Annotated in this window: 12 protein-coding genes; 5 read left to right on the top strand and 7 right to left on the bottom strand. The window is 62.9% G+C overall.

Features of this window, described 5'->3' with window-relative positions; all coding sequences use genetic code 11:
- The first annotated feature begins 166 nt into the window (after positions 1–166).
- Entirely contained in the window at positions 167–1,903 is a 1,737-nt protein-coding gene (mobV, locus tag EAH73_RS21490) for a MobV family relaxase (RefSeq protein WP_161599645.1), read from the top strand.
- Positions 1,904–1,957: 54 nt separating this feature from the next.
- Here the strand turns inward: mobV and EAH73_RS21485 are convergent, their stop codons facing one another.
- Positions 1,958–2,209 carry a hypothetical protein gene (locus EAH73_RS21485; RefSeq protein ID WP_140469490.1) on the bottom strand — a complete coding sequence of 84 codons (252 nt, stop codon included), beginning with the start codon at positions 2,207–2,209 and terminating at the stop codon, positions 1,958–1,960.
- A gap of 248 nt (positions 2,210–2,457) precedes the next feature.
- Positions 2,458–2,643: a hypothetical protein gene (locus EAH73_RS21480; protein ID WP_140469489.1), complete on the bottom strand. Its 186-nt coding sequence runs from the start codon at positions 2,641–2,643 to the stop codon at positions 2,458–2,460.
- Between the two features lie 936 nt (positions 2,644–3,579).
- Between EAH73_RS21480 and EAH73_RS21470 the strand changes: the two genes are divergently transcribed.
- Entirely contained in the window at positions 3,580–3,972 is a 393-nt protein-coding gene (locus EAH73_RS21470; protein ID WP_140469488.1) for a helix-turn-helix domain-containing protein, read from the top strand.
- Positions 3,973–4,047: 75 nt separating this feature from the next.
- Here EAH73_RS21470 and EAH73_RS21465 read toward each other — a convergent pair whose 3' ends face one another.
- Both EAH73_RS21465 and EAH73_RS21460 read right to left on the bottom strand, forming a co-directional pair.
- Entirely contained in the window at positions 4,048–4,614 is a 567-nt protein-coding gene (locus EAH73_RS21465) for a hypothetical protein (RefSeq protein WP_140469487.1), read from the bottom strand.
- A gap of 92 nt (positions 4,615–4,706) precedes the next feature.
- Positions 4,707–5,012 carry a hypothetical protein gene (locus EAH73_RS21460; protein WP_140469486.1) on the bottom strand — a complete coding sequence of 102 codons (306 nt, stop codon included), beginning with the start codon at positions 5,010–5,012 and terminating at the stop codon, positions 4,707–4,709.
- A 685-nt stretch (positions 5,013–5,697) separates the two neighbouring features.
- Between EAH73_RS21460 and EAH73_RS23235 the strand changes: the two genes are divergently transcribed.
- The gene (locus EAH73_RS23235; protein WP_161599644.1) at positions 5,698–5,865 is read left to right on the top strand and encodes a hypothetical protein; all 168 of its coding nucleotides are present in this window, start codon (positions 5,698–5,700) and stop codon (positions 5,863–5,865) included.
- A gap of 197 nt (positions 5,866–6,062) precedes the next feature.
- On the opposite strand, the gene EAH73_RS21455 is transcribed toward EAH73_RS23235, so the two are convergent.
- From EAH73_RS21455 to EAH73_RS21445, 3 genes are all read right to left on the bottom strand, one after another.
- Positions 6,063–6,374, bottom strand: a complete 312-nt coding sequence (locus EAH73_RS21455; protein ID WP_410503828.1) for an integrase core domain-containing protein — start codon at positions 6,372–6,374, stop codon at positions 6,063–6,065.
- Positions 6,268–6,900, bottom strand: coding sequence for a DDE-type integrase/transposase/recombinase (locus EAH73_RS21450; RefSeq protein ID WP_161599642.1), 633 nt, complete (start codon positions 6,898–6,900; stop codon positions 6,268–6,270). The genes EAH73_RS21455 and EAH73_RS21450 overlap by 107 nt, the downstream gene beginning before the upstream one ends.
- Positions 6,901–6,969: 69 nt before the next feature.
- Complete coding sequence (locus tag EAH73_RS21445; protein ID WP_161599641.1) at positions 6,970–7,254, bottom strand: transposase; 285 nt, start codon at positions 7,252–7,254, stop codon at positions 6,970–6,972.
- A gap of 1,943 nt (positions 7,255–9,197) precedes the next feature.
- Here EAH73_RS21445 and EAH73_RS21440 point away from each other — a divergent pair.
- Positions 9,198–11,915, top strand: coding sequence for an RHS repeat domain-containing protein (locus EAH73_RS21440; RefSeq protein ID WP_161599640.1), 2,718 nt, complete (start codon positions 9,198–9,200; stop codon positions 11,913–11,915).
- A gap of 105 nt (positions 11,916–12,020) precedes the next feature.
- Positions 12,021–18,971, top strand: a complete 6,951-nt coding sequence (locus EAH73_RS21435) for a DUF6443 domain-containing protein (protein WP_161599639.1) — start codon at positions 12,021–12,023, stop codon at positions 18,969–18,971.

Genomic DNA, 18,971 nt, shown 5'->3' with positions numbered 1-18,971 from the left:
AGTGGGGAAAAAAGAGTTGTAGCTTGTGGTTGAGCAAGGGTTTCGTGAGAATATCCTGGACGTAGTTTTGCCATAACACACTATGGCGAAACGACAGGGCTGTGCCCCATCGTTTCGCCGTGCGCCCTGCGGGGCTTATACTTCCCCACTGCCTTTTTCATACCCCATGCCTCAAGTCATCATTCGCGTTGCAAAAATCAAAACCCAGAGCGCAGCTCAAGGCAAAACCAAGCACAACTACCGGCTGATGAACACGCCCAACGCCGACCCTGAATTAACAACCGCACTGAATCAGGAATTGGTGAACACAAGCCAACGCGACTACTGGACGCTGGCCAATGAGCGTATTGCAGAAGGCATTGCCAAGACCGCGAGAGGGAAGCCTCGAAAGGTGCGCGATGACCAAGTGCACGCCGTGGAAGTCGTTTTGACGGCCTCGCCGGATTGGTTCAAACGGGGCGAAGGCGGGCAGGCCGAGGACGTGCGTGGGAGCAAGTGGGTGACGGATAATTTAGATTTTTTAAAGAACAGGTACGGGGCTAAGAATGTCGTCTCGTTCACGCTGCACCAAGACGAAACAACGCCGCACATTCATGCGGTGGTCATTCCCCTCACAGAGAAGGGACGACTCTCTGCTGACACGTTATTCAATCGCACGAGCCTGACCCAGCTGCAAACTGATTACGCCAAGGCAATGGCCACACATGGATTGGAGAGGGGCGTGAAGGGGTCTAGGCGGCAGCACCTGGACATGAAGCAGATGTACGGTCGCCAGGATAAGGCTACAGCCGAGCTGAAAGAGTTGGCAACCCCAGTGACCACAACACTGGCACGGGAGGTGGAGCTAGGCAAAGTGCCCGCGTTCGGCATTGGGGCTGATGCATGGCGGGCCAATGAGCAAAAACGCGTCAATGCCGAACTCGTGCGCCAGGTGCAGGAGGCCAACAAGCGCACTGAACAAGCCAATAAACGCATCCAGGAGGCTGCCCAAGCCGCCATCGCTAACGCGGGATTCCGGGAGGAGGCAGAAGCGCTCAAGAGGCAGTTGAACGTGTCGGAGGGGTTAAAAAATGCTCATTACAAGGAGCTGACCGAGCTTAAAAAGGAGGTAACCAAACTGGCGGTCAATCTTGCTAATGGGAAGGATATTCCACGAAGTATACTGCAACTCGGAACCGAGCTGCGTGAGGGAGACCGGTTGGATACCAAGAAGAAATTTGAAGCACACCTAGTCAGCGGAACCTACGAGGATGGTAAAAGTTATTATAAAGGTCTTGAAAAACAAGGATTTAGGTTTAGAAACCCTACCGAGGATAACCCTAATCAAGTGCGCCACCCCAAGCACGGCTTCGAATTTATCTATTCTGAAGTACGACCCAACGACCGGAAAATAAGCGAACAGGTCGAAGAGCAGCTGCAAGCCAGGCGTGCGTTCCGGGAACAACTGCTGGCAGAGGAGAAGCAAGCAGAGGCGCGGAAGATCGAGCAGGCCCGGCAAAAGGTGGCCACGCACGAGTTGTCCTTGATGGACCAAGCGTTTGGTATTTACAAATGGAAAATCGGCCCAGGCGACTTGGCGGCTTGCCTGGTAGTGCCGAAAGAAAAGGTTGACAACGTGTTAGTGACTTTGCGGGTGGGGAGTTCGTCGTGGGCAGCTGACTTACGCATACAGGGCGTGCCCAATCGTACGGATGAGCTGGTAGCGGTGTACGTGAAGTATGACGCCGATTTTGCCCCTCAGGTCAGCCGCTACTTTGATAAAGTACGAGCAGGTGGCAGCCAGGTGTACGAACACGCCACCCACCAAAGCCAACGAGAGCAGTGGCAAGCCCTACCTCGGCAGAAAAGTCAGGAGCGCGAGCAAGAACCGACGAAAAGCAAGGACTTTGGCATCGGAGGTTAATGCCAGCGCCCCGTGGTGAGTGCTTCCCTTTGATTGGAGTACTCCCATTATTTTTTACGTCCAACCTTCTGGCAACCGCACCGAAGCAGCATAATCCTCCAGCGGCTCCGTGCTGCTAAAGCTGCGCAGCCGCACCAGCTCCTCGGCCAGCGTGTCGTAGTACAGTTCTACAAAGAAGCCGCCTGGCAGGTGGTACAAGTTCACGCCGTCTTCTTCTTCCCAGCGCCGGGCCAGGTAGGTGCCCGTTTCGAAGACGGTAGCCAATTGGAGCCCGTAGGGCAGCTGGTCGAAGGCATTAAGCGTCACCGGGCCGAATTACCGCGCGCGTTTTATTTGGGCACAGGGAAGAACTGCCCGTCCGCAAACCCAACCACCCCCGCTTGCTGCGCCAGCAAGCGGGGGGGCCACCGGCACTGCCCGAACACCTGGCCTAGCTCTCACCCGCTCGTTTTGCCCATTTGAACCGTCTGGGCCGCTATTCCTTCCAGCTACCAACCGACGTGCTAGTTAATGGCCTGCGACCCCTGAGGCCCTTACCGTAATTCTTTGTCCAGTTAGGGGTAGCGCAACCCCAACAAGGGCGAGCGGCTGCACGCGCTGGGGGTCTTCCTTGGTTTGGCGGCGACGGGCTCAGCCGCTGCAAACAGGAAGAAGCCCAGCAGGAGGTCGTGGGTGCCCTGCACCTGGTCACCCACCTGGTGGTACTCTAAAATACGGTCTACCTGCAACAGGTGGTGCAAACGTTACGGGCCGAAGGCATGGAGGTGCGCGACGAAGACTTGGCTCTCGCCCGCCCGCTACGGGCATACCAACCGCTTGGGCAAGTACACCTTTCCCAGCCAGGTGGAAGTACCGCCCAACGGACTACGCCGCTTGCAAAAGCCGCTGGAAACGGCTTAATGTATTCTTATCCCTCCGCTACCATCATTCCCCCGCTGCTATAAGAAGGCCGAGGTGCTACGGCTTCTCCCCCGGGCTAACGCCTGCGTATTGCTTATTGGCGTCAAGGAAGCGTTTCAACGCTTGGTTTAACACGTCCGTCGTCTGGGCCCCGCCGGGCTTGTGCGCTTGGTACCTTGCGAGTCGCCGCTTGTTGTCTTCGGTAATGGTGGAGGTGAAAGGATGCTTTTTGTCCTTCTTTTCCTCCGCTGCCGTTTGCTTCGCTGGCTTTGGGGAAGCAGGTTTGGTTTTGGTGGGAGTGGTAGGGGCGGGGGCGGGGGCGGGGGCCGGCAATGTACTGGCGGGGCGCCTTTTGTTGGCGGAACTCATACAAGCGAAGGGGTGGAATAAAAGGAAGCGGGTCGTGCGGCCCGCGTGGGCACGCCCCCCTGGGGTACGAATGCTTGGGCAAAGCAGGCAGGGGCAAGAACTCCCGGCCCTGCAGTCGCCCGTTGGCGTGTAGTCGCTCGACAGGTCTGCACGTGAGTGCCGCAGAAGAGGGATTAAGCGCAAGAAGCCGGGGAACAAGTAAAGAAGTCGTGCGTGCAGCGGCGCGGCCAAAAAGCGCCCTTCGTCACCACAACCGAAGGAGAGCGCGCCCACAAGGGAAGCCGAATTAGTTGCTGCAATATGCAGCAATATGATTTAAAACTAGCAAAATACGCGCTTTTATTCATCATATTTTAGTAAAATACGGATTTACAGGCGGGTAGTTTTGCGCAATTTCCCGCGTGGCCATGTATTTTGCAAAAAACCTGCGCTTTTTGCGACGTCGAGCGGAGCTCTCCCAGTCCGAACTCGGGGATAAGCTCGTGACCGATTACAACACCGTTAGCCGCTACGAGAACGGCAAATCGACGCCCAAACTGGAAGCCTTGACGAAGCTGGCGCAGGTGTTTGGCGTGAGCGTGGAGGCGCTGCGCAACCAGGACCTCACGCAGCAGCTGGCCGCCCCGGTCCAACCGGAGGCCAACGCCCCGCCTACCCCCCGGCAATTGGGCGAAGCAGCTATTCGCGCGGTTAAGCACCCGCTGTTGGTGTCGGTGGAACTGGACGGGACGGCCGCCGGCTTGGCACGGGCCGTGGCACGCCTCACGGCCATCAACGACGTCATCGTCGAGATTGATTAGCACGGCCAGGAGGGAGCGCAGGGCGAAAACGGTCGGCGTGGCCACCGGGCAAGGGCTCGTTGCCCTTGCCCTGCGCTACCTGATTGGCGGGGCCGCTACGGGTACGAGGCGTTGCAGCAGGCCTTCGACCGCCGGGCTCCCGGGCACGGGCCCCCCGCCGGGGACGCCCGGGGGCAGGGGGGGGCCGCCGGGCAAGTCCCAGCGCTGGGCCTGCACCACCTGCTCGGCCAGCGGGCAGAGCCGGGCCGTGCGCCGCAGCAGCGCCCCGAGGCGGGGGCCGCACCGGGGGGACGGCGCGCTGGCCAACTCGGTGAGCGCGCCCACGGCAAGCTCACTGGTCTGCCACACGTACTGGGCCAACGCCAGCGCCGGCCCGCCGAAGAGGGGCGGGTCGAGCACCGGCAATTCGGGGGCGTGGCCCAGGTATTGGACCAATTGGGTCAGGTCGGGGCGGGCGAGCGCCACCTGCGCCCCGGCGAGCAGCAGCGGCGGGCGGCACTCGGCCAGCGCGCGGACGAAGGCGCGTTCGGGCAAGGTCGGAAAGTGGTGCTGCAAGCGGGCTTGCAGGTAATGCAGGGCCTGGGCCCGTTGCGTTGCCGTGGCCTGTGCGTAGGGCAGGAGCGGAACCGTGGGGGAAAACATAACGCAGCGATAAGAGAAAGGGGAGAGCGCATACGGGGGCTCGCCACGGGGTAATCCGCAGCGGCAAGGAGTTCGCCGGGGTTGGGCAGCCGTTAGGGCCGTGGAGACCCGGCGGCCGGGGCGGGGCGGTCGCGCAACTGCTCGTCTTCCAGCCAGGTGAGCAGCAGGTGCTGGGCTTCGGTCTGCAGGGCTTGGCGGCGCGCGTGCAACGCCTCCCGGAGCGCGTCCGTGAAGGGGGCCCCCGTGGCGGAGACCAGCACCACCGTTACCTGCCGGGTGTGCGCGTGGAGGGTGACGGCCGTCAGCCCGGTGAGTTCCAACGCGGCGAGTTGGCGCAGTTGGCGCTTGGCCTGCTTCTGGGCGCGGCGCAGCAGCTTAAGGTCGCGACGGTGGCTCATCGGGATTGACCGCTGCGTAGGGAAGCAAACGGCAACGCGTCCACTGACTGGAAACGAGCGGCGACTAGGCGGTCGAAAATGCTAGCCCGGCGGTCGGCCCCGTCGGAGAAGAAAGCACCGGGCACCCAACGCGAGGTCGGCTGGCACGGGCGGGAACGAGGGCTGCGGAAGCTGGTAGAAGGCAACTGACGCAACGCGGCGCGCGTGGCGCGGTCGCGGAGCTGGCGGGCCGCTTTGGCTTGGCGACGGGCTATTTTGGTTAAGACGTTCGCGCCCCAGCGGGTGAGGCGAGCGATATCCTCGCTTTCGTGCACGAAATGGTTGGCCCGCAGTTGCTCCGCTTCGCTGAAAAGAGGGTTGCCGATAAGGGGCAATAAGTCGTGCTGACGTAGCTCGCCTAGGGAGATTGGGGATACGCCAAGGAGCGTATTCGTCCCGGTTACATGGTTTGCCATGTATTTTTGGAATAGGGTTGACCATAACCCAACCGTAGTACCTGCTGATACAGGTGCTACATCGGAGGCCAGTCGTTACCAGCGGCTGGCCTCTTTAGCTTACTACGGAGTAGGGCACTCTTTCTGAGTATCACAAAAGTATCAATACTTTTGTGATAAAAAAAGTATTGATACATTAARGTATCTAAGCTGTATTGATACAGACCATGGAGAGATTTTATCTTTACCTCATGAAAAAAGAGAAGACCGAGCGCACCGGTAAAAAGCAAGTGGGATTAGAAGTCACCGTTGAAGAAAAAGAGCTTGCTGAGAAGGTGGCTAAAGAGCGCGGGTTAGGCTTTTCTGCTTTGGTACGTCTCCTTATTAAGGATGAGGCTCGGCGTCTCGGAATACTCTGAGCGGTATCAATAGATTTTATTATAACAGATTCAATAGTTGACACACATAAAAAAAGACCTTTCCAAGCGGCAAGGTCTTTTTTTATGCCCATCGGATAAGGCTGTAGCCTACACAGTCGGTGGCAGGAGCAAGGCTAGCAACTGCTGCTGCAACTGTTCCATCGCCGTCAGGCGCTCGGCCAACTGAGGTGGTCCAGCTAAGCCGGACAGAATTGGGACGTTGTTTGGAGTTGGGTTTCGAAGTGGTTGGGCGAGTGGTAGCCGAGCGCGGAATGGCGCCGCTCAGCGTTGTAATAGGCGATGTGGTGGCTGATTTCGAGCTTGGCCTCGACCAGGCCGGGGAAGCTGCCGCCGTCGAGCAGTTCGGCTTTGAAGCGGCTCCAAAACGATTCGGCGTGGGCGTTATCGTAGCAATTGCCCCGCCGGCTCATGCGCTGCTGAGCGCCGTAGCGGGTAAGCAGTTGCTTGAAGCGGGTGGCCGTGTACTGACTGCCCTGGTCGGAGTGCACGACGAGTCCGGCCGGGGGCCGGCGCACGACCAAGGCCCGGCGCAAGGCGTCGCTGACCAGGCCTTCGGGCATGGCGAGCGCGCACGTCCCAGCCGACAATCTTGCGCGCGCAGCGGTCGAGCCAGACGGCCAGGTAGCGCCAGCCGCCGCCCTGGCGGGGCAAATAGGTGCTGTCGCCCACCCACACCCGGTTCGGGGCGGTGGGGGCCGGCTGGCCGAGCAAGCGGTTGGGGGCGGCGCGCACGGCCGGATTGGAATCGGTGGTGCGCGGCACGAACGAGCGCGGCTGTTGGGCCCGCAGGCCGTGGGCTTCGAGCACGCGGCGGATGCGCCAGCGGCCCACGGCGTGGCCCTGGGCCGGCACTTCGGCCCGCAGCCGGCGGGTGCCGTTGCGCTGGCTATGGTAGCGAAAGGCTTCGCGTACCGCCAATTGCCAGGCCGGCTCGACCGGCGGCAGTTGCCGGCGGCGTTGCCAGGCGTAGTACGCGGACGGGGCCACGCGCAGCACCTGGCAGAGGGGACGCACGGGCACGTGGGTAGCGCGTTGCGCGATGTGCTGGTAGGCGCTCACCGGGTCGGTTGGCCGAGCCTGCGCCTAAAGCAGGCAACTGACCAAGGCTTTTTTTAACATATCGAGCTCCTGCTCGGCCCGTTTGAGACGGGCGCGCACCTCCGGGTCGCGCGCCACTTCCTCGCTGCCCACTTCGGCCACGAGCTGGGCTTGCTGCCAGCGATAGAGCAGCTTGGGGCTGATGCCTAATTGCCGGGCGGCCGCCTGCGTGCTGCGGCGCTCGCTGGCCAGGCGCAGGGCCTCGGCCTTGAACGCCGCGTCGTATTTACGCCGTTTGTCGGGCGACGTCCCGCTGGTTTTGGTTGCCATGACAGAAGAAATATACGTCCCTCTTCTGTCCGTCATTCCTAGACCACCTCACGCGGAACTGTACCAGGCTTCAGGGCCGCCGCGAACGCCGCTACGGTTCCCATGGTACAGAAGACCGCAATGGACTTGGTTTGTCAATAACGCTTGCTGTACGTGCACGGCGTGCTAGCGGCCCCCTTCGGTCAAATATTTTCCGGCCCTTTGGGACCTTGCAATGTCACAAACAGGTGGTTTTGCGCCGCGGGTATTTTTACTATAAATAGGAAAATCTATATCTTTTTCAGCAAGAAACACTGCCCCATCATTTTGCCTATTTTTAATTGGTTGCATCCAGGGCATCAACCGTTGTAAAACAACGGGGTAGATGTCACGGATAGGGGCGAAGTGTCTTTCGAAAATGCGTTGTCAACGCTTCTCTTTGCGGGCCCTATGAAATACGGTGGCGCCGCTGGCGCGGTCCGGTTTCTTATGGAATACCCTTATTGGCAACGCTTGGCATGTTCTTTACTTTTTTGCGTCCCGTGGCAGCTCCTGCTGCGCTGAAGCCCAGTTTCCCGGGGTCTCCGCTACCCACGGCGGAGCATGCGGGGCCCGGTTTGGTTTGCTCGCCACTGCTGGTAATGCCGCCTCCCCTGCGCTTTATCCGCCCGCTGTGTAAGAAAGACGGATAAACGCAAAATACGTGCGGGGGGTGCGCCTGCGCTCCCACCCGAATACCGGTTTTGAAGCCGGTTGCCCATTGGGCTGATTAACAACCATTAGTGGGAGTGCTAGGTGTTCGCAGGTGTCTTTGCGCAGCAGCGGCATACCTCCCGCGGAAATGTTTCCACCGCTCAACTCAAACACCCGTGCCCGCCCGCGCAACTCCTCTTGCTACTGGTCTTGCTACTAGTCTTAACAACCTTCCGCACATGCCCGCTTTGCGCTGCTTCCAAAGGATTTTTATAGGTTGTTGTTTGTGGGCGGGAACGGTGGGCGCGCAGGCGCAGAGTGGTGCGCCCGGCCCCTCCCTCTACAACGCCGTCTCCATTGCCTCGCCCACGGCCGCCGCGCTGGGTAAGTTCACGGACGTGCCCGTTAGCTACCACACCGGCATTCCGGAGGTCAGCGTGCCCCTCTACACGATCAAGGAAGGCCCGCTGACGCTGCCTATTAGTTTGAACTACCACGCTGGGGGAATCAAGGTGCTCGAAACCGCCAGCTGGGTAGGCATGAACTGGGCCCTCAACGCGGGCGGCGTCATTACCCGCTCGGTGATGGGCGCTCCCGACGAACGGGGCACCACCAATGCGGTACACGGCCACTTCAGTGACTACGGCTACAGCACCTACTTAACGGAAGGGGGGCAACGGGCGGGTAACTCCACGCAACCAGCACCGAATGACTCTAAGTTTTCCACCAACATCTACGATGGGGAACCGGACCTATTTTTCTTTAACTTCAACGGCTACTCGGGCAAGTTTTACTTCAACGACGACCGTACGCCGGTCGTCGTGGACGGCCAGGACATCAAGATCGAATATTACTACCCTCATCCAGGAAGTGGGGGAGGTCAGGGGGATGGCAATATTCAAGGCTTTGTCCTGACTGTACCCACGGGCGACCGCTATTATTTCGGCAACACGTTAGATATAGATGTGCCGAGTACGTCCGTAAAGCCGGTAGAACTGACGTACCCCACCTCAGAGAATAGCCTCAACACTGACAGCAATGTGTTTTCCAGCTATTACCTGCACAAGGTGGTGGCTGCCGATGGCGTGCATGCCATCAGTTTTGAGTATGCGCGGGAAAAATATAGTTACTACACGCTTTCCACCTACCCGATCTCCAATTCTGATAGAACGCCGGATGCCCCGCTGCTCTACTCCAAGAAAGAATTTGCCCTAGTTAACAATAACCTAGATGGCGTCCGGCTCACGGGCATTCACTTTTCTACGGGGGACGTGACCTTTACCGCGAACACTATTCGCACGGATCTGGGCGCGTTTGGCCCGGGTGGCCTTGACGACTCGCAGAACAGCGACCTGCAACGGCAAAGCAACCCGGCCCGGGCCCTGGACCAAGTGAGCATCACGGCCGGCAGCTTTTGCAAGCAGTTTAACTTCTCCTACAGCTATTACCAGGCCTTTGCAGCAACGCTGTCCACCTTTCTCGCCCCGGCAAGCTCAGGTTCGTCCAGCATCCAGTCCGATAAGACCCGGCTCCGCCTGGACAAGGTGGTGGAACACGCCTGCGACGGCTCACAGGCGGTCAATCCCTGGCTCTTTCACTACAACGGGGAATACCTGCCCCGTCGACTGTCCTTGGCGCAGGACCACTGGGGCTTCTACAACGGGGCGGAGACCAATAACCAGCTGAACACGCTCATTTCCACCTACACCCTCAGTCCCACGTTCGCTTACACGGCCGGCACGGACCCGGGACCCGGCACTCGGGTCCCGGGGGCTAACCGCGACCCTGCTCTGCCCTACATGAGCGCCGGGATGCTGACCCAGGTAACGTACCCGACGGGCGGCCGCGCGGTCTTCCAGTTCGAGCCCAACGACGTGTGGACGACTTACAGCCGGTGGGATTACCTGCCGGCGTTGTTCCTGCACGTCGAAAATGCGTACTCCGCCGCCCGCCACGCGGAGGCGCCGGTTACGTTTCAGGCAGGTAGTTATTACGAGCTATCTGTTGATTACAAGCGCAATTCCCCTTGTTCACAAGCCTCAGACCCTACTTCTGCCCTTTTTGGTTACGGTGGGCCCCGGTCTAATCCCTACCCAGATGTGGTCATCGACGGCGCGAGCTTTCAGAATCAGCACACAAAGTCGCGGTTTACGCTTGCTTCGAAGAATCTTCCAGCGGGGGCCCAAACCCTGCGGTTCGACATCAGTTCCTCCTGCGCTGGGGACGTAGCGGATGTTAGCTTACAGCAAGTGGTCCGGCGCAACGTGACGGAAAATGCCTACGCGGGGGGCCTGCGGATCAGAACCGTTACGGTGAAGCCCAGCGCGACGGCCACCGACACGGTCGTCACCCGCTACAGCTACCGTTTTACGGACGGGCATTCCACGGGCGCCCTCTACAACCGCCCGACCTATGTCCAGACGGTCCGCAACGACCAACTGGCCCTTTTTGGGTACGTGGGCGATAACGGGGCAACCCATCCGGAAACGGGCGGCTGTCTGAACCCGGACAGCAGCCCCACCAAGGCTTACTTGATCTCCCCCTGCGGCATCCGGCCCTTGTCCACGACCCAGGGCAGCCACCTAGGCTACGACGTGGTGACGGTCACCAAAGCCGACAGCAGCCGCACCAGCTACCGGTACGCGGATACCGGGGTGGGCGAACGGACGTACGCGGACGTATGCGTGCGCACCATTGACCCCACGGTCTGCGACCCCACGGTGCCCAGCCAGCCGACTGGCCCGGCCAATTACGAGTACGACCGGGGCCAGCTGAAGTACCAATCCGAGTACAATGCCAACTGGCAAGTGGTGAAGACCACGGCTTACCACCACGACTACGATAGCACGCGCCTGGTAACGCCCGCCTACCTGTCCAAGTACATCGCCGGGGCCGGCTTAACGGGTTTTTACGTGCGCCGGGGCTACTGGCAAACCAAGTCAACGGTGACGGAAACCCTGTACGACGCGTCGGCTTCGGGGCTGGCCCCCGCCCACAGTACGACCCAAGCGCAGTACTTTGCCAGCAAGTTTCACCACCAGGTGACCCGCTCGGTTCAGACGGCTTCCAGTGGCGATACGGTAGAGACGCGCACCCAGTACGCGTTCGACCTGCGTGCACCCGGCCCCGACGCGCTGGCCGACGGCACTGCTTCGTACACCACCGCCTGCGCCAGTTGCGACGCGGCGTACCGCAATCGGCTACGCAGCGACTGTACGACGGACGACTGTCGTTACAATGCCTACACCGACAACCTCCTCTGCCGGGCCGCGGCCCGACAGACCTACGTCACGTATCGCCGGCAGAACTTTACCGACCCCCAAAACACCTTCCAAGCCCGCCACGACGCGGCCAAGAACGACGCGGAGGGCAGCTTGCGGCCAGTGTTGCAGTTACAGGACGACGGCCGCCTGGAAGTGGTCGAAACCAGCCAGTGGCGAAACCGCCGTTTGCTGAGCGCGAACTACACCACCTTTGGCCCGGGCCTGAGCCAGCCCACCGTGCTGTACCCGGCCCAGCAATTCGGTCTGTTTTTGGCTGCCCCCGCGCCTACGTTTGCACCCGCTGCCGTCAGCGGCAACCGGGTGCAACGGGACGGGCGCTACGCCGAGGCCCCGGAAACTACATTGGCGTTTGACAACGGCGCGCTGGTCGAGGTGCGGCCCAAGACGGGCATCGTGACCGCTTACCTCTGGGGCTACGGCAATACCCTGCCTGTGGCCAAGGCCGTGGGCGTGCGGTACAGCACTTTACGGACGGCGTACACCAACCGGGGGGAGGACTTGAAGGCGCTGCGCAGCGACCCTAGCTTGGCTCGGGCGCTGCTGACGACTTATGTGCACCAGCCCCTGGTGGGCCTGCTCCGCCAAACCGATCCCTTGGGGCGGCCCGTTACTTACGAGTACGACGCCCTGGGGCGGCTCCTGCGCACCCGCGACGAGCAGGGGCACATCCTCTCCCAGCAGCAGTACCACTACGCCGGCCAGTAAGCCCGGATTTCCTTCTTTTTCTGGTTTTCTTTTCTTAACGCCCCTGCTATGCGCTGGACGTCTCTTGTTGCCCGTGTGCGGTTTTGTGGGACTTTTCTGTTGCCTTTGTTGCTCCTCGTGGCGGCGGGGGCCCGGGCCCAGGGGGTGCCGGCGGGGCAGGGCCTGGTGGCCGATTCGACCGAGCTGCGCGTGCTGCGCCAGTTTTACTACGCCACCGGCGGCGACGGCTGGTACCACCACACCAATTGGTTGCAGGGCACCACGCTGGCCGACGCGGCCGCTTGGGACGGGGTAGGGGTGGCCGGCGGGGACGTGGTGAAGTTGGTCAACGGCGAGAACCACATGCAGGGCGCCATCCCCGCCAGCCTGGGCCAATTGGCAGGCTTGACGGAACTGCAACTCAGCGGCGCGTTCGGGCTCACCGGCCCCATTCCGCGCGAGTTGGGCCAGTTGCGGCAACTGCGGAGCCTGATCATCAGCGCGACGGGGGTTTCGGGGGCCATCCCGGCCGAGGTGGGCCAGCTGACCCGCCTGACGTACCTCTCGTTCTACAACAACCGCCTGACGGGCACGTTGCCGCCCGCGTTGGGCAACCTGACCCAACTCACGCGGTTATTGCTCGGCGGCGACACCCGCCACCCGGCCGGCTACCCCAGCAACCTCTACCAAGGGGGCATCCCGGCTTCGTTCGGCCGGCTCGTCCACCTCACGTACTTCGAACTCAGCGAAACCCTGATGGACGGGGCGCTGCCGGCCGAACTGGGCAACCTGGGCAACCTGGCCACCCTAGTGCTGTACGGCAACCGGTTCGCGGGGGCCGTGCCCGCCGCCTGGGCCAACTTGCGCCAGCTCTCTTACCTGACCCTGGTCGACAGCCGGCTCACGGCCCTGCCCAGTTGGCAGGGGATCAACAACCCGGGGGGGCTGTCCTTGCTCGTGGACCGCAACGCGCTGGATTTTGGCAGCCTGGAGCGCAACGCCCCCGGGCCCGGGCAGTCCATCGGGACGTACACGTACGCGGGGCAGAGCCCGCCGGCTGGGGCCGACACCGTGCGCTTCGTGCCGGGGCAGGCGCTGGCGCTGCGCCGCCCGCTGGGCGGGGCGCGCACCCACTACCAGTGGCAACGCCGGGTGGGCGGGGCCTGGCAGGACGTGGCCGGCGCAACCGGCGAGGCGCTGGCCCTGGCCGCGCCCGGCGCCGCCGACGCGGGCGCCTACCGCGTCACCGGCACCAACGACTGGGTGACCAATTTGACGCTGACGTCCAAGGTGCTTTACTTACAAGTGGACCGCGCCCCGGCACTGACCAATCCGCCGCTAACGGCCGCCTGCCCGGTGCCCGCGCCGCCCGCCGCGCCGGTGGACAGGGCCGGCGCCACGGACGTGGTCAACTACGTGCGCACCTGGGCGCCGCGCGTGCCGCTCACCGCCCCCGACGCCACCCCGCCCCCGGCCCCGGCCGGCACGCTGCTGCGCGAGCAGTGGGACAACGCGCCCGGCACGGGCGTGGTCGACGTGCCGGTGAACGCGCCGCCCACCCGCACCGCCGTGCTCAGTACGTTCGAGGCCGCCCCGGAAAATGCGTACGACTACGGGGCGCGCTTCCGGGGCTACGTGACGGCCCCGCAGGCGGGCTACTACACCTTCTGGGTGGCGGCCGACGACACGGGCCAGCTCTGGCTGAGCCCCGACGCGGACCCGGCCCACCGGGCGCTCGTCGCCGAAGCCCCGGGCTACACCGCCCCGCGCGAGTGGACCAAGTTCGCCGAGCAGCAGTCCGACCCCGTCCGCCTGGAGGCGGGCCAGCGCTACTACATCGAGGCCCTGCACAAGCAGGCCGGCGGCGGCGGGCACCTGTCGGTGCGCTGGCAACGGCCCGACGGCACCTACGAGGAGCCGCTGGGGGCCAACCGCCTCACGGCCTTCGACCCGGCGGCGCCCGCCCCGGCGGCGGCCCCCAACCCGGTGGCCAACGGCGGCTTCGAAACCGCCGGCGCGGGCAACGCGCTGGCCGGCGGCTGGCAGACGGCCTACGGGGCGGGCTCGCCCACGGACGCGGCCTACCGCGACGACTTCCCCGCCGCGCACACGGGCGATTTCCACGCCACCCACTACCAGAACCAGCCCTACGCGGCCGACACCTACCAGGTGGTCACGGGCCTGGCCAACGGCCTGTACACGCTCCGCGCCTGGGTGCAGACCGTGGGCGGGCAGGACGCGGCCTTTCTGCAGGCCCAGGACTACGGCGGGCCGGTGGCGCAAACGGCCATCGCGGCCACGCCCGGCGGCCTCGGCGGGCCCTGGGTCTTGGTGGAAGTGCCCGACATTGCCGTGACGAACGGGCAGTGCCGGGTGGGCGTGTACTCGCGCGGGCCGGGCGGCGCCAGCCTCTACTTCGACGACGTGGCCCTGGTGGCCCAGCCCAACGCGCTGGCCAACGCCAGCTTCGAGGCCGGCGAAGGCAACGCCCTGGCGGGCTGGCGCACGACGTACGGGCCGGGCTCGCCCGCCGACGCGGCCTACCGCGAAACGTACCCCGACGGGCGCACGGGCGACTACCACGCCACCCACTACCAAAGCCAGCCCTACCAGGCCTACACCTACCAGGTGGCCACGGGCTTGCCCGCCGGTACCTACCGCCTGCGGGCGTGGGTGAAGACCGACGGGGGCCAGGGCGCGGCCTACCTGCAGGCCCAGCACTACGGCGGGCCGCCCTTGCAAACGCCGATCGCGGCCACGCCGGGCGGGGCGGGCGGGCGCTGGCAGCCGGTGGAGGTGGCCGGCATCGCCGTGACCGGCGGCCGCTGCGAGGTGGGCGTGTTCTCGCGCGGGCCGGGCGGCACGAGCCTGTACTTCGACGACGTGGAGCTGGTGCCCCAGCCGGGGGCCGAAGCGCCCGACCCGGCCTGGACGGTGGCGCAGGCAGCGGCCACGACCCAGTACCTCGACGGGCTGGGGCGGCCGGTGCAGACGGTGCAGTGGCAGGCCTCGCCGCAGCAACACGACCTGGTGCAGGCCGTGGCCTACGACGCGCTGGGCCGCCAGCCCCGCCAGTACCTGCCCTACGCCTTCGCCGACACGAGCCACCAGAAGGGGGCCTACCGGCCCAACGCGCTGCGCGAGCAGTTCGACTTCTACACGCCCCGGCAGCCGCAGGGCCCGGGCCTGCTCACCGACGGGGTGGCGCGCACGGGGCAGGCGTACGGGGAAACCCGGTTCGAGGCCTCGCCCCTAAACCGGGTAGTGGCGCAGGGGGCCCCGGGCGAGCCCTGGGCCCTAACCGGCGGCCACGCCCAAGGGCGCACCGAACGGCCTAGTACAGACGCCGACGCCGTGGCGCGCTTCGCGGCGGCCTACGGGACCACGGCGGCCGTTGCGCACGCGCTGGCCTACCAGGGGAGCTACCCGGCCGGGGAGCTGTGGGTGACCGAGACCACGGACGAGCAGCAAAACGCCACCCAGACCTTTGCCGACAAGCAGGGGCAGGTGGTAGCCAAGAAAGTGGGGTTGGGCGCGGGCCAGTGGCTGACGACGGGTTACGTGTACGACGACTTCCAGCGGCTGCGGGCCGTGCTGCCACCCAAGGCCACGCGCCTACTGGCCAGCAACGGCCAGCAGGTGAACGCGGCGGTGGACTCGCTGCTGTTTTACTACCGCTACGACGGGCGCGGGCGGCAACTGGCCAAGCAAGTGCCCGGGCAGACGGGGGAAATTCTGGTGGTGTTCGACCAGCTGGACCGGCCGGTGCTCAGCCAGGACCCGGCGCAGCGGGCGCGGCAGGAGTGGGGCTGGACCAAGTACGACGCGCTGGGCCGGGCGGTGCTCACGGGCTTGGTGACGCGGAACGCGACGGCCGACGCCTTGCAGCAGGAAGCCGACCAGCTCAGCACGGCCGCGGCGGGGCAGACGCCGGCAGTGGCGCAGTTCGAGCAGCCGACGACGGATGCGGCCACGCAGTACTACTCGGTGACGGGGGCCTACCCGCGCCTGGGGCAGGACGGCTTCGGGGCGGGGCGCGTGCTGACGGCCACGTACTACGACGGCTACGACTTCAACCAGGACGGCGCACCGGATGTGGCGTTTGACAACCAGTACGCGGGGCAGTTCCCAACCGGCCAAGCCCCGGTCGCGGACGCGCGGGTGACGGGGCTGGCGACGCGCACCCAAACGCGGGTGCTGGGCGTGGCCGACAACGACGCCACGCAGGCGGCGTGGCTGACGACGACGACGTTTTACGACGACAAGGCCCGGCCCGTGCAGGTGGTGGCCACCAATGCCCGCCAGGGCCAGGACGTGGTGACGAGCCAGGTAAATTTTGTGGGCCAAGTGCTTAAAAGGTACAGCGTGCACACGGGCCCGCGGCACGAGGCCATCGCCGTGGCCGAGACGCACACGTACGACCACGCGGGGCGTCTGCTGACGACCGCCCAGCAGCTGCCGGGCGAGGCGCGGGCGGCGCTGGTGGCCAGCTTTGCCTACAACGAAGTGGGGCAGGTGCTGCAAAAGCAGTTGGCCCCGGGCACGGGCCTGGCCCAGCAGGTGGACTACGCCTACAACATCCGCGGCTGGCTCACGGGCCTCAACGAGGACCTGGTGACGGGCATCACTTCCGTAGCGAATTCAACGGACCTGTGGGGGATGCAATTGAGCTACGATTGTGGCTTTCAAGTACCCCAGTTCAACGGCAACATCGCGGGCCAGAAGTGGCGCAATAAACACGACGGGGTAGCGCGGGCCTACGGCTACGGCTACGACGGGGCCAATCGGCTGCTTTTCGGCGACTACGTGGCCCAGAACGCGGCGGGTAGCTGGAATGCCGAACAGCAGCGCTTTGCCCTGGCCGGGCTGCGTTACGACGAGAACGGCAACATTCTGGCCTTGCAGCGGCGCGGGCTGCTGGCCAATGCTACGCGCACGGCCCCGAAGCAATTCGGGCCGGTAGACAACTTATCCTACGCCTACGCAGGTAACCGCCTGCAGGCCGTCAACGACCAGATAGCCACCAATCAACTGGCGCGGCCGGCGAATTACAACGGGGCCCCGGCCTCGCTGGCGGGGGACTTCCAGGAGCAGGGCGTGCGCCGGGCCCAGGAGTACGGGTACGACCCGAACGGCAGCCTCACACAAGACCAAAACAAGGGCATCGGTCGCATCCTCTACAACCACCTGGGCCTGCCTCAGCAGGTGCAGTTTGGGACGGGGGCCGACAGCGTGGTGTTCCGCTACACGGCGGCGGGGCAGAAGGTGGCCAAGCTCGTGTACCAGAGCGGCAAGCCGCTGGGGCGCACGGACTACCTGGGCCCCTACCAGTACGAGGGGGACAGCCTACGCTTCTTCCCCCACGCCGAGGGGCGCGTGCTACGCTTCGTGAACGGGGCCAGCGGGGCCGTGCGCTACCAGCGCGAGTACACGCTTAAGGATCACCTGGGCAACCTGCGCCTGGCCTACCGCGCCGGGCAGCGGCTCACCTACGCAGCCGGCCTAGAACAGGACGACGCGGATGGGCACCGGCGCGAAGTGCGCCAGTTTGACTCGCTGAGCGTGAGTCACCCCGTGGCCCAGAACGTGAACGCGGGCGGCGTCAACCGGGCCCGCACGGGCAGCTACGTGGCCAAGCTCAACGCCGGGGGCGGCGCGCCCCAGCCCATCGGCCCGCTCAAGCAGTTGGCCGTGCAAAAGGGCGACACCGTCACGGTCACCGCGCCGGGCTACTATCCGCAGGCGGTGCAGAACAATAGCTTTGCGTTTTCACTTGCTGCCTTCGTGGCCACGCTCGTGCAGCAGCAGCCCACGGCCGGCACCGACGGGCGGCGGCGCAGTTCACTACCGCTGCTCAGCATCGGGGTGAGCGCGCCGCTGGCGGCACTGACCCGCAGCGGCAGCGTGCCGCAAGGCTACGCGCGTCTGCTCGTCTTCGATGCCGACTCCAACTTGGTCAGCACCCAGACCCAAACCCGGCAATTAAGCGCGGCCGCAGCTGGGGGCTACGAGCCTTTAATAGTACAGGTGATTGCCGCTCAAGACGGGTACGTGACGGCCTACGTGGGCAACGAGAGCAACGCGGATGTCTACTTCGACGACGTGCAGGTGGTGCTGGGCCAGGGCTTGCAGGTGCAAGAGAACAGTTACGATCCTTATGGATTGAGTTTGGCTGGCATAGACTATACTTCGCCAAGCATACAAGGGCTAATGAACAAATTTCAATTCAATAGTAAGGAACAGCAGAACAACTTAGGGCTAAATTGGGCAGATTATGGGGCAAGAATGTATGATGTTCAAGTAGGTAAATGGCATACAATTGATCCGTTATCTGACCAAATGCGCCGCTGGTCTCCTTATGTCTTTTCGTTTGATAATCCTCTGAGATTTATCGACCGAGATGGAATGAAGCCCACGCCTAGGCAAGCAGCAGCTATGGCAGACGATGTTTACAATCCAAGTGGGCACATTCTCAAAGGAGGCTGGCATCTATCTGGTTTAAAAACCGGTCTTGGCTATTCAAATACTAAAACAGGGTTTAAATCTAATTTATACGAACGCACGAAAGGAGGCAAAACAGAATTTACTTACGCAACCGCCGGTACTGATGACAGGAATGATGCAAAAACTGATGCTCTTCAACCATTTAAAAAAGGAGATCCACAGTATAAACAATCTACCGATAATGCTAGAGCATTGAGAGATAAACTTGGTGAAAGCGAGCTGACTTTTACTGGTCACTCGCTAGGTGGTGCATTGGCTAGTGCAAATGCTCTAGCAACGGGAAGCGATGCAATTACATTCAATGCAGCAGCCCTTAGCTCAGGCACTAAAGCAGAACTTGGCTTGAATCGTGATGCCAAAATTGATGCTTATATTGTTCAAGGCGAGATTGTTGATTACTCGCAATCCAGTATAGGTATGAGAGCAGAAGGAATTAAACATATCTTACCAGCTTCATACCCATATGACTGGCCTGGTCCTATAGACGATGCAATCAGATTGGGTCTGCGAATTAATAATCATCTCATGGGAACTGTCATCGAAAAAATGGAGGCCCAAGGTCTTAAAGAATAG

The organism is Hymenobacter nivis, assembly GCF_006439025.1.
GTDB lineage: Bacteria > Bacteroidota > Bacteroidia > Cytophagales > Hymenobacteraceae > Hymenobacter > Hymenobacter nivis_A.
Note: the sequence above shows the minus strand (reverse complement) of the source record. Positions and strands in the feature narration are given on the sequence as shown.

What these genes read in the sequence shown, in the direction of transcription:
- EAH73_RS23235 (WP_161599644.1), top strand. Translation starts at nt 5,698, where the DNA reads ATGAAAAAAGAGAAGACCGAGCGCACCGGTAAAAAGCAAGTGGGATTA.
- EAH73_RS21460 (WP_140469486.1), bottom strand. Translation starts at nt 5,012, where the DNA reads ATGAGCCACCGTCGCGACCTTAAGCTGCTGCGCCGCGCCCAGAAGCAG.
- EAH73_RS21445 (WP_161599641.1), bottom strand. Translation starts at nt 7,254, where the DNA reads ATGGCAACCAAAACCAGCGGGACGTCGCCCGACAAACGGCGTAAATAC.
- EAH73_RS21470 (WP_140469488.1), top strand. Translation starts at nt 3,580, where the DNA reads ATGTATTTTGCAAAAAACCTGCGCTTTTTGCGACGTCGAGCGGAGCTC.
- mobV (WP_161599645.1), top strand. Translation starts at nt 167, where the DNA reads ATGCCTCAAGTCATCATTCGCGTTGCAAAAATCAAAACCCAGAGCGCA.
- EAH73_RS21465 (WP_140469487.1), bottom strand. Translation starts at nt 4,614, where the DNA reads ATGTTTTCCCCCACGGTTCCGCTCCTGCCCTACGCACAGGCCACGGCA.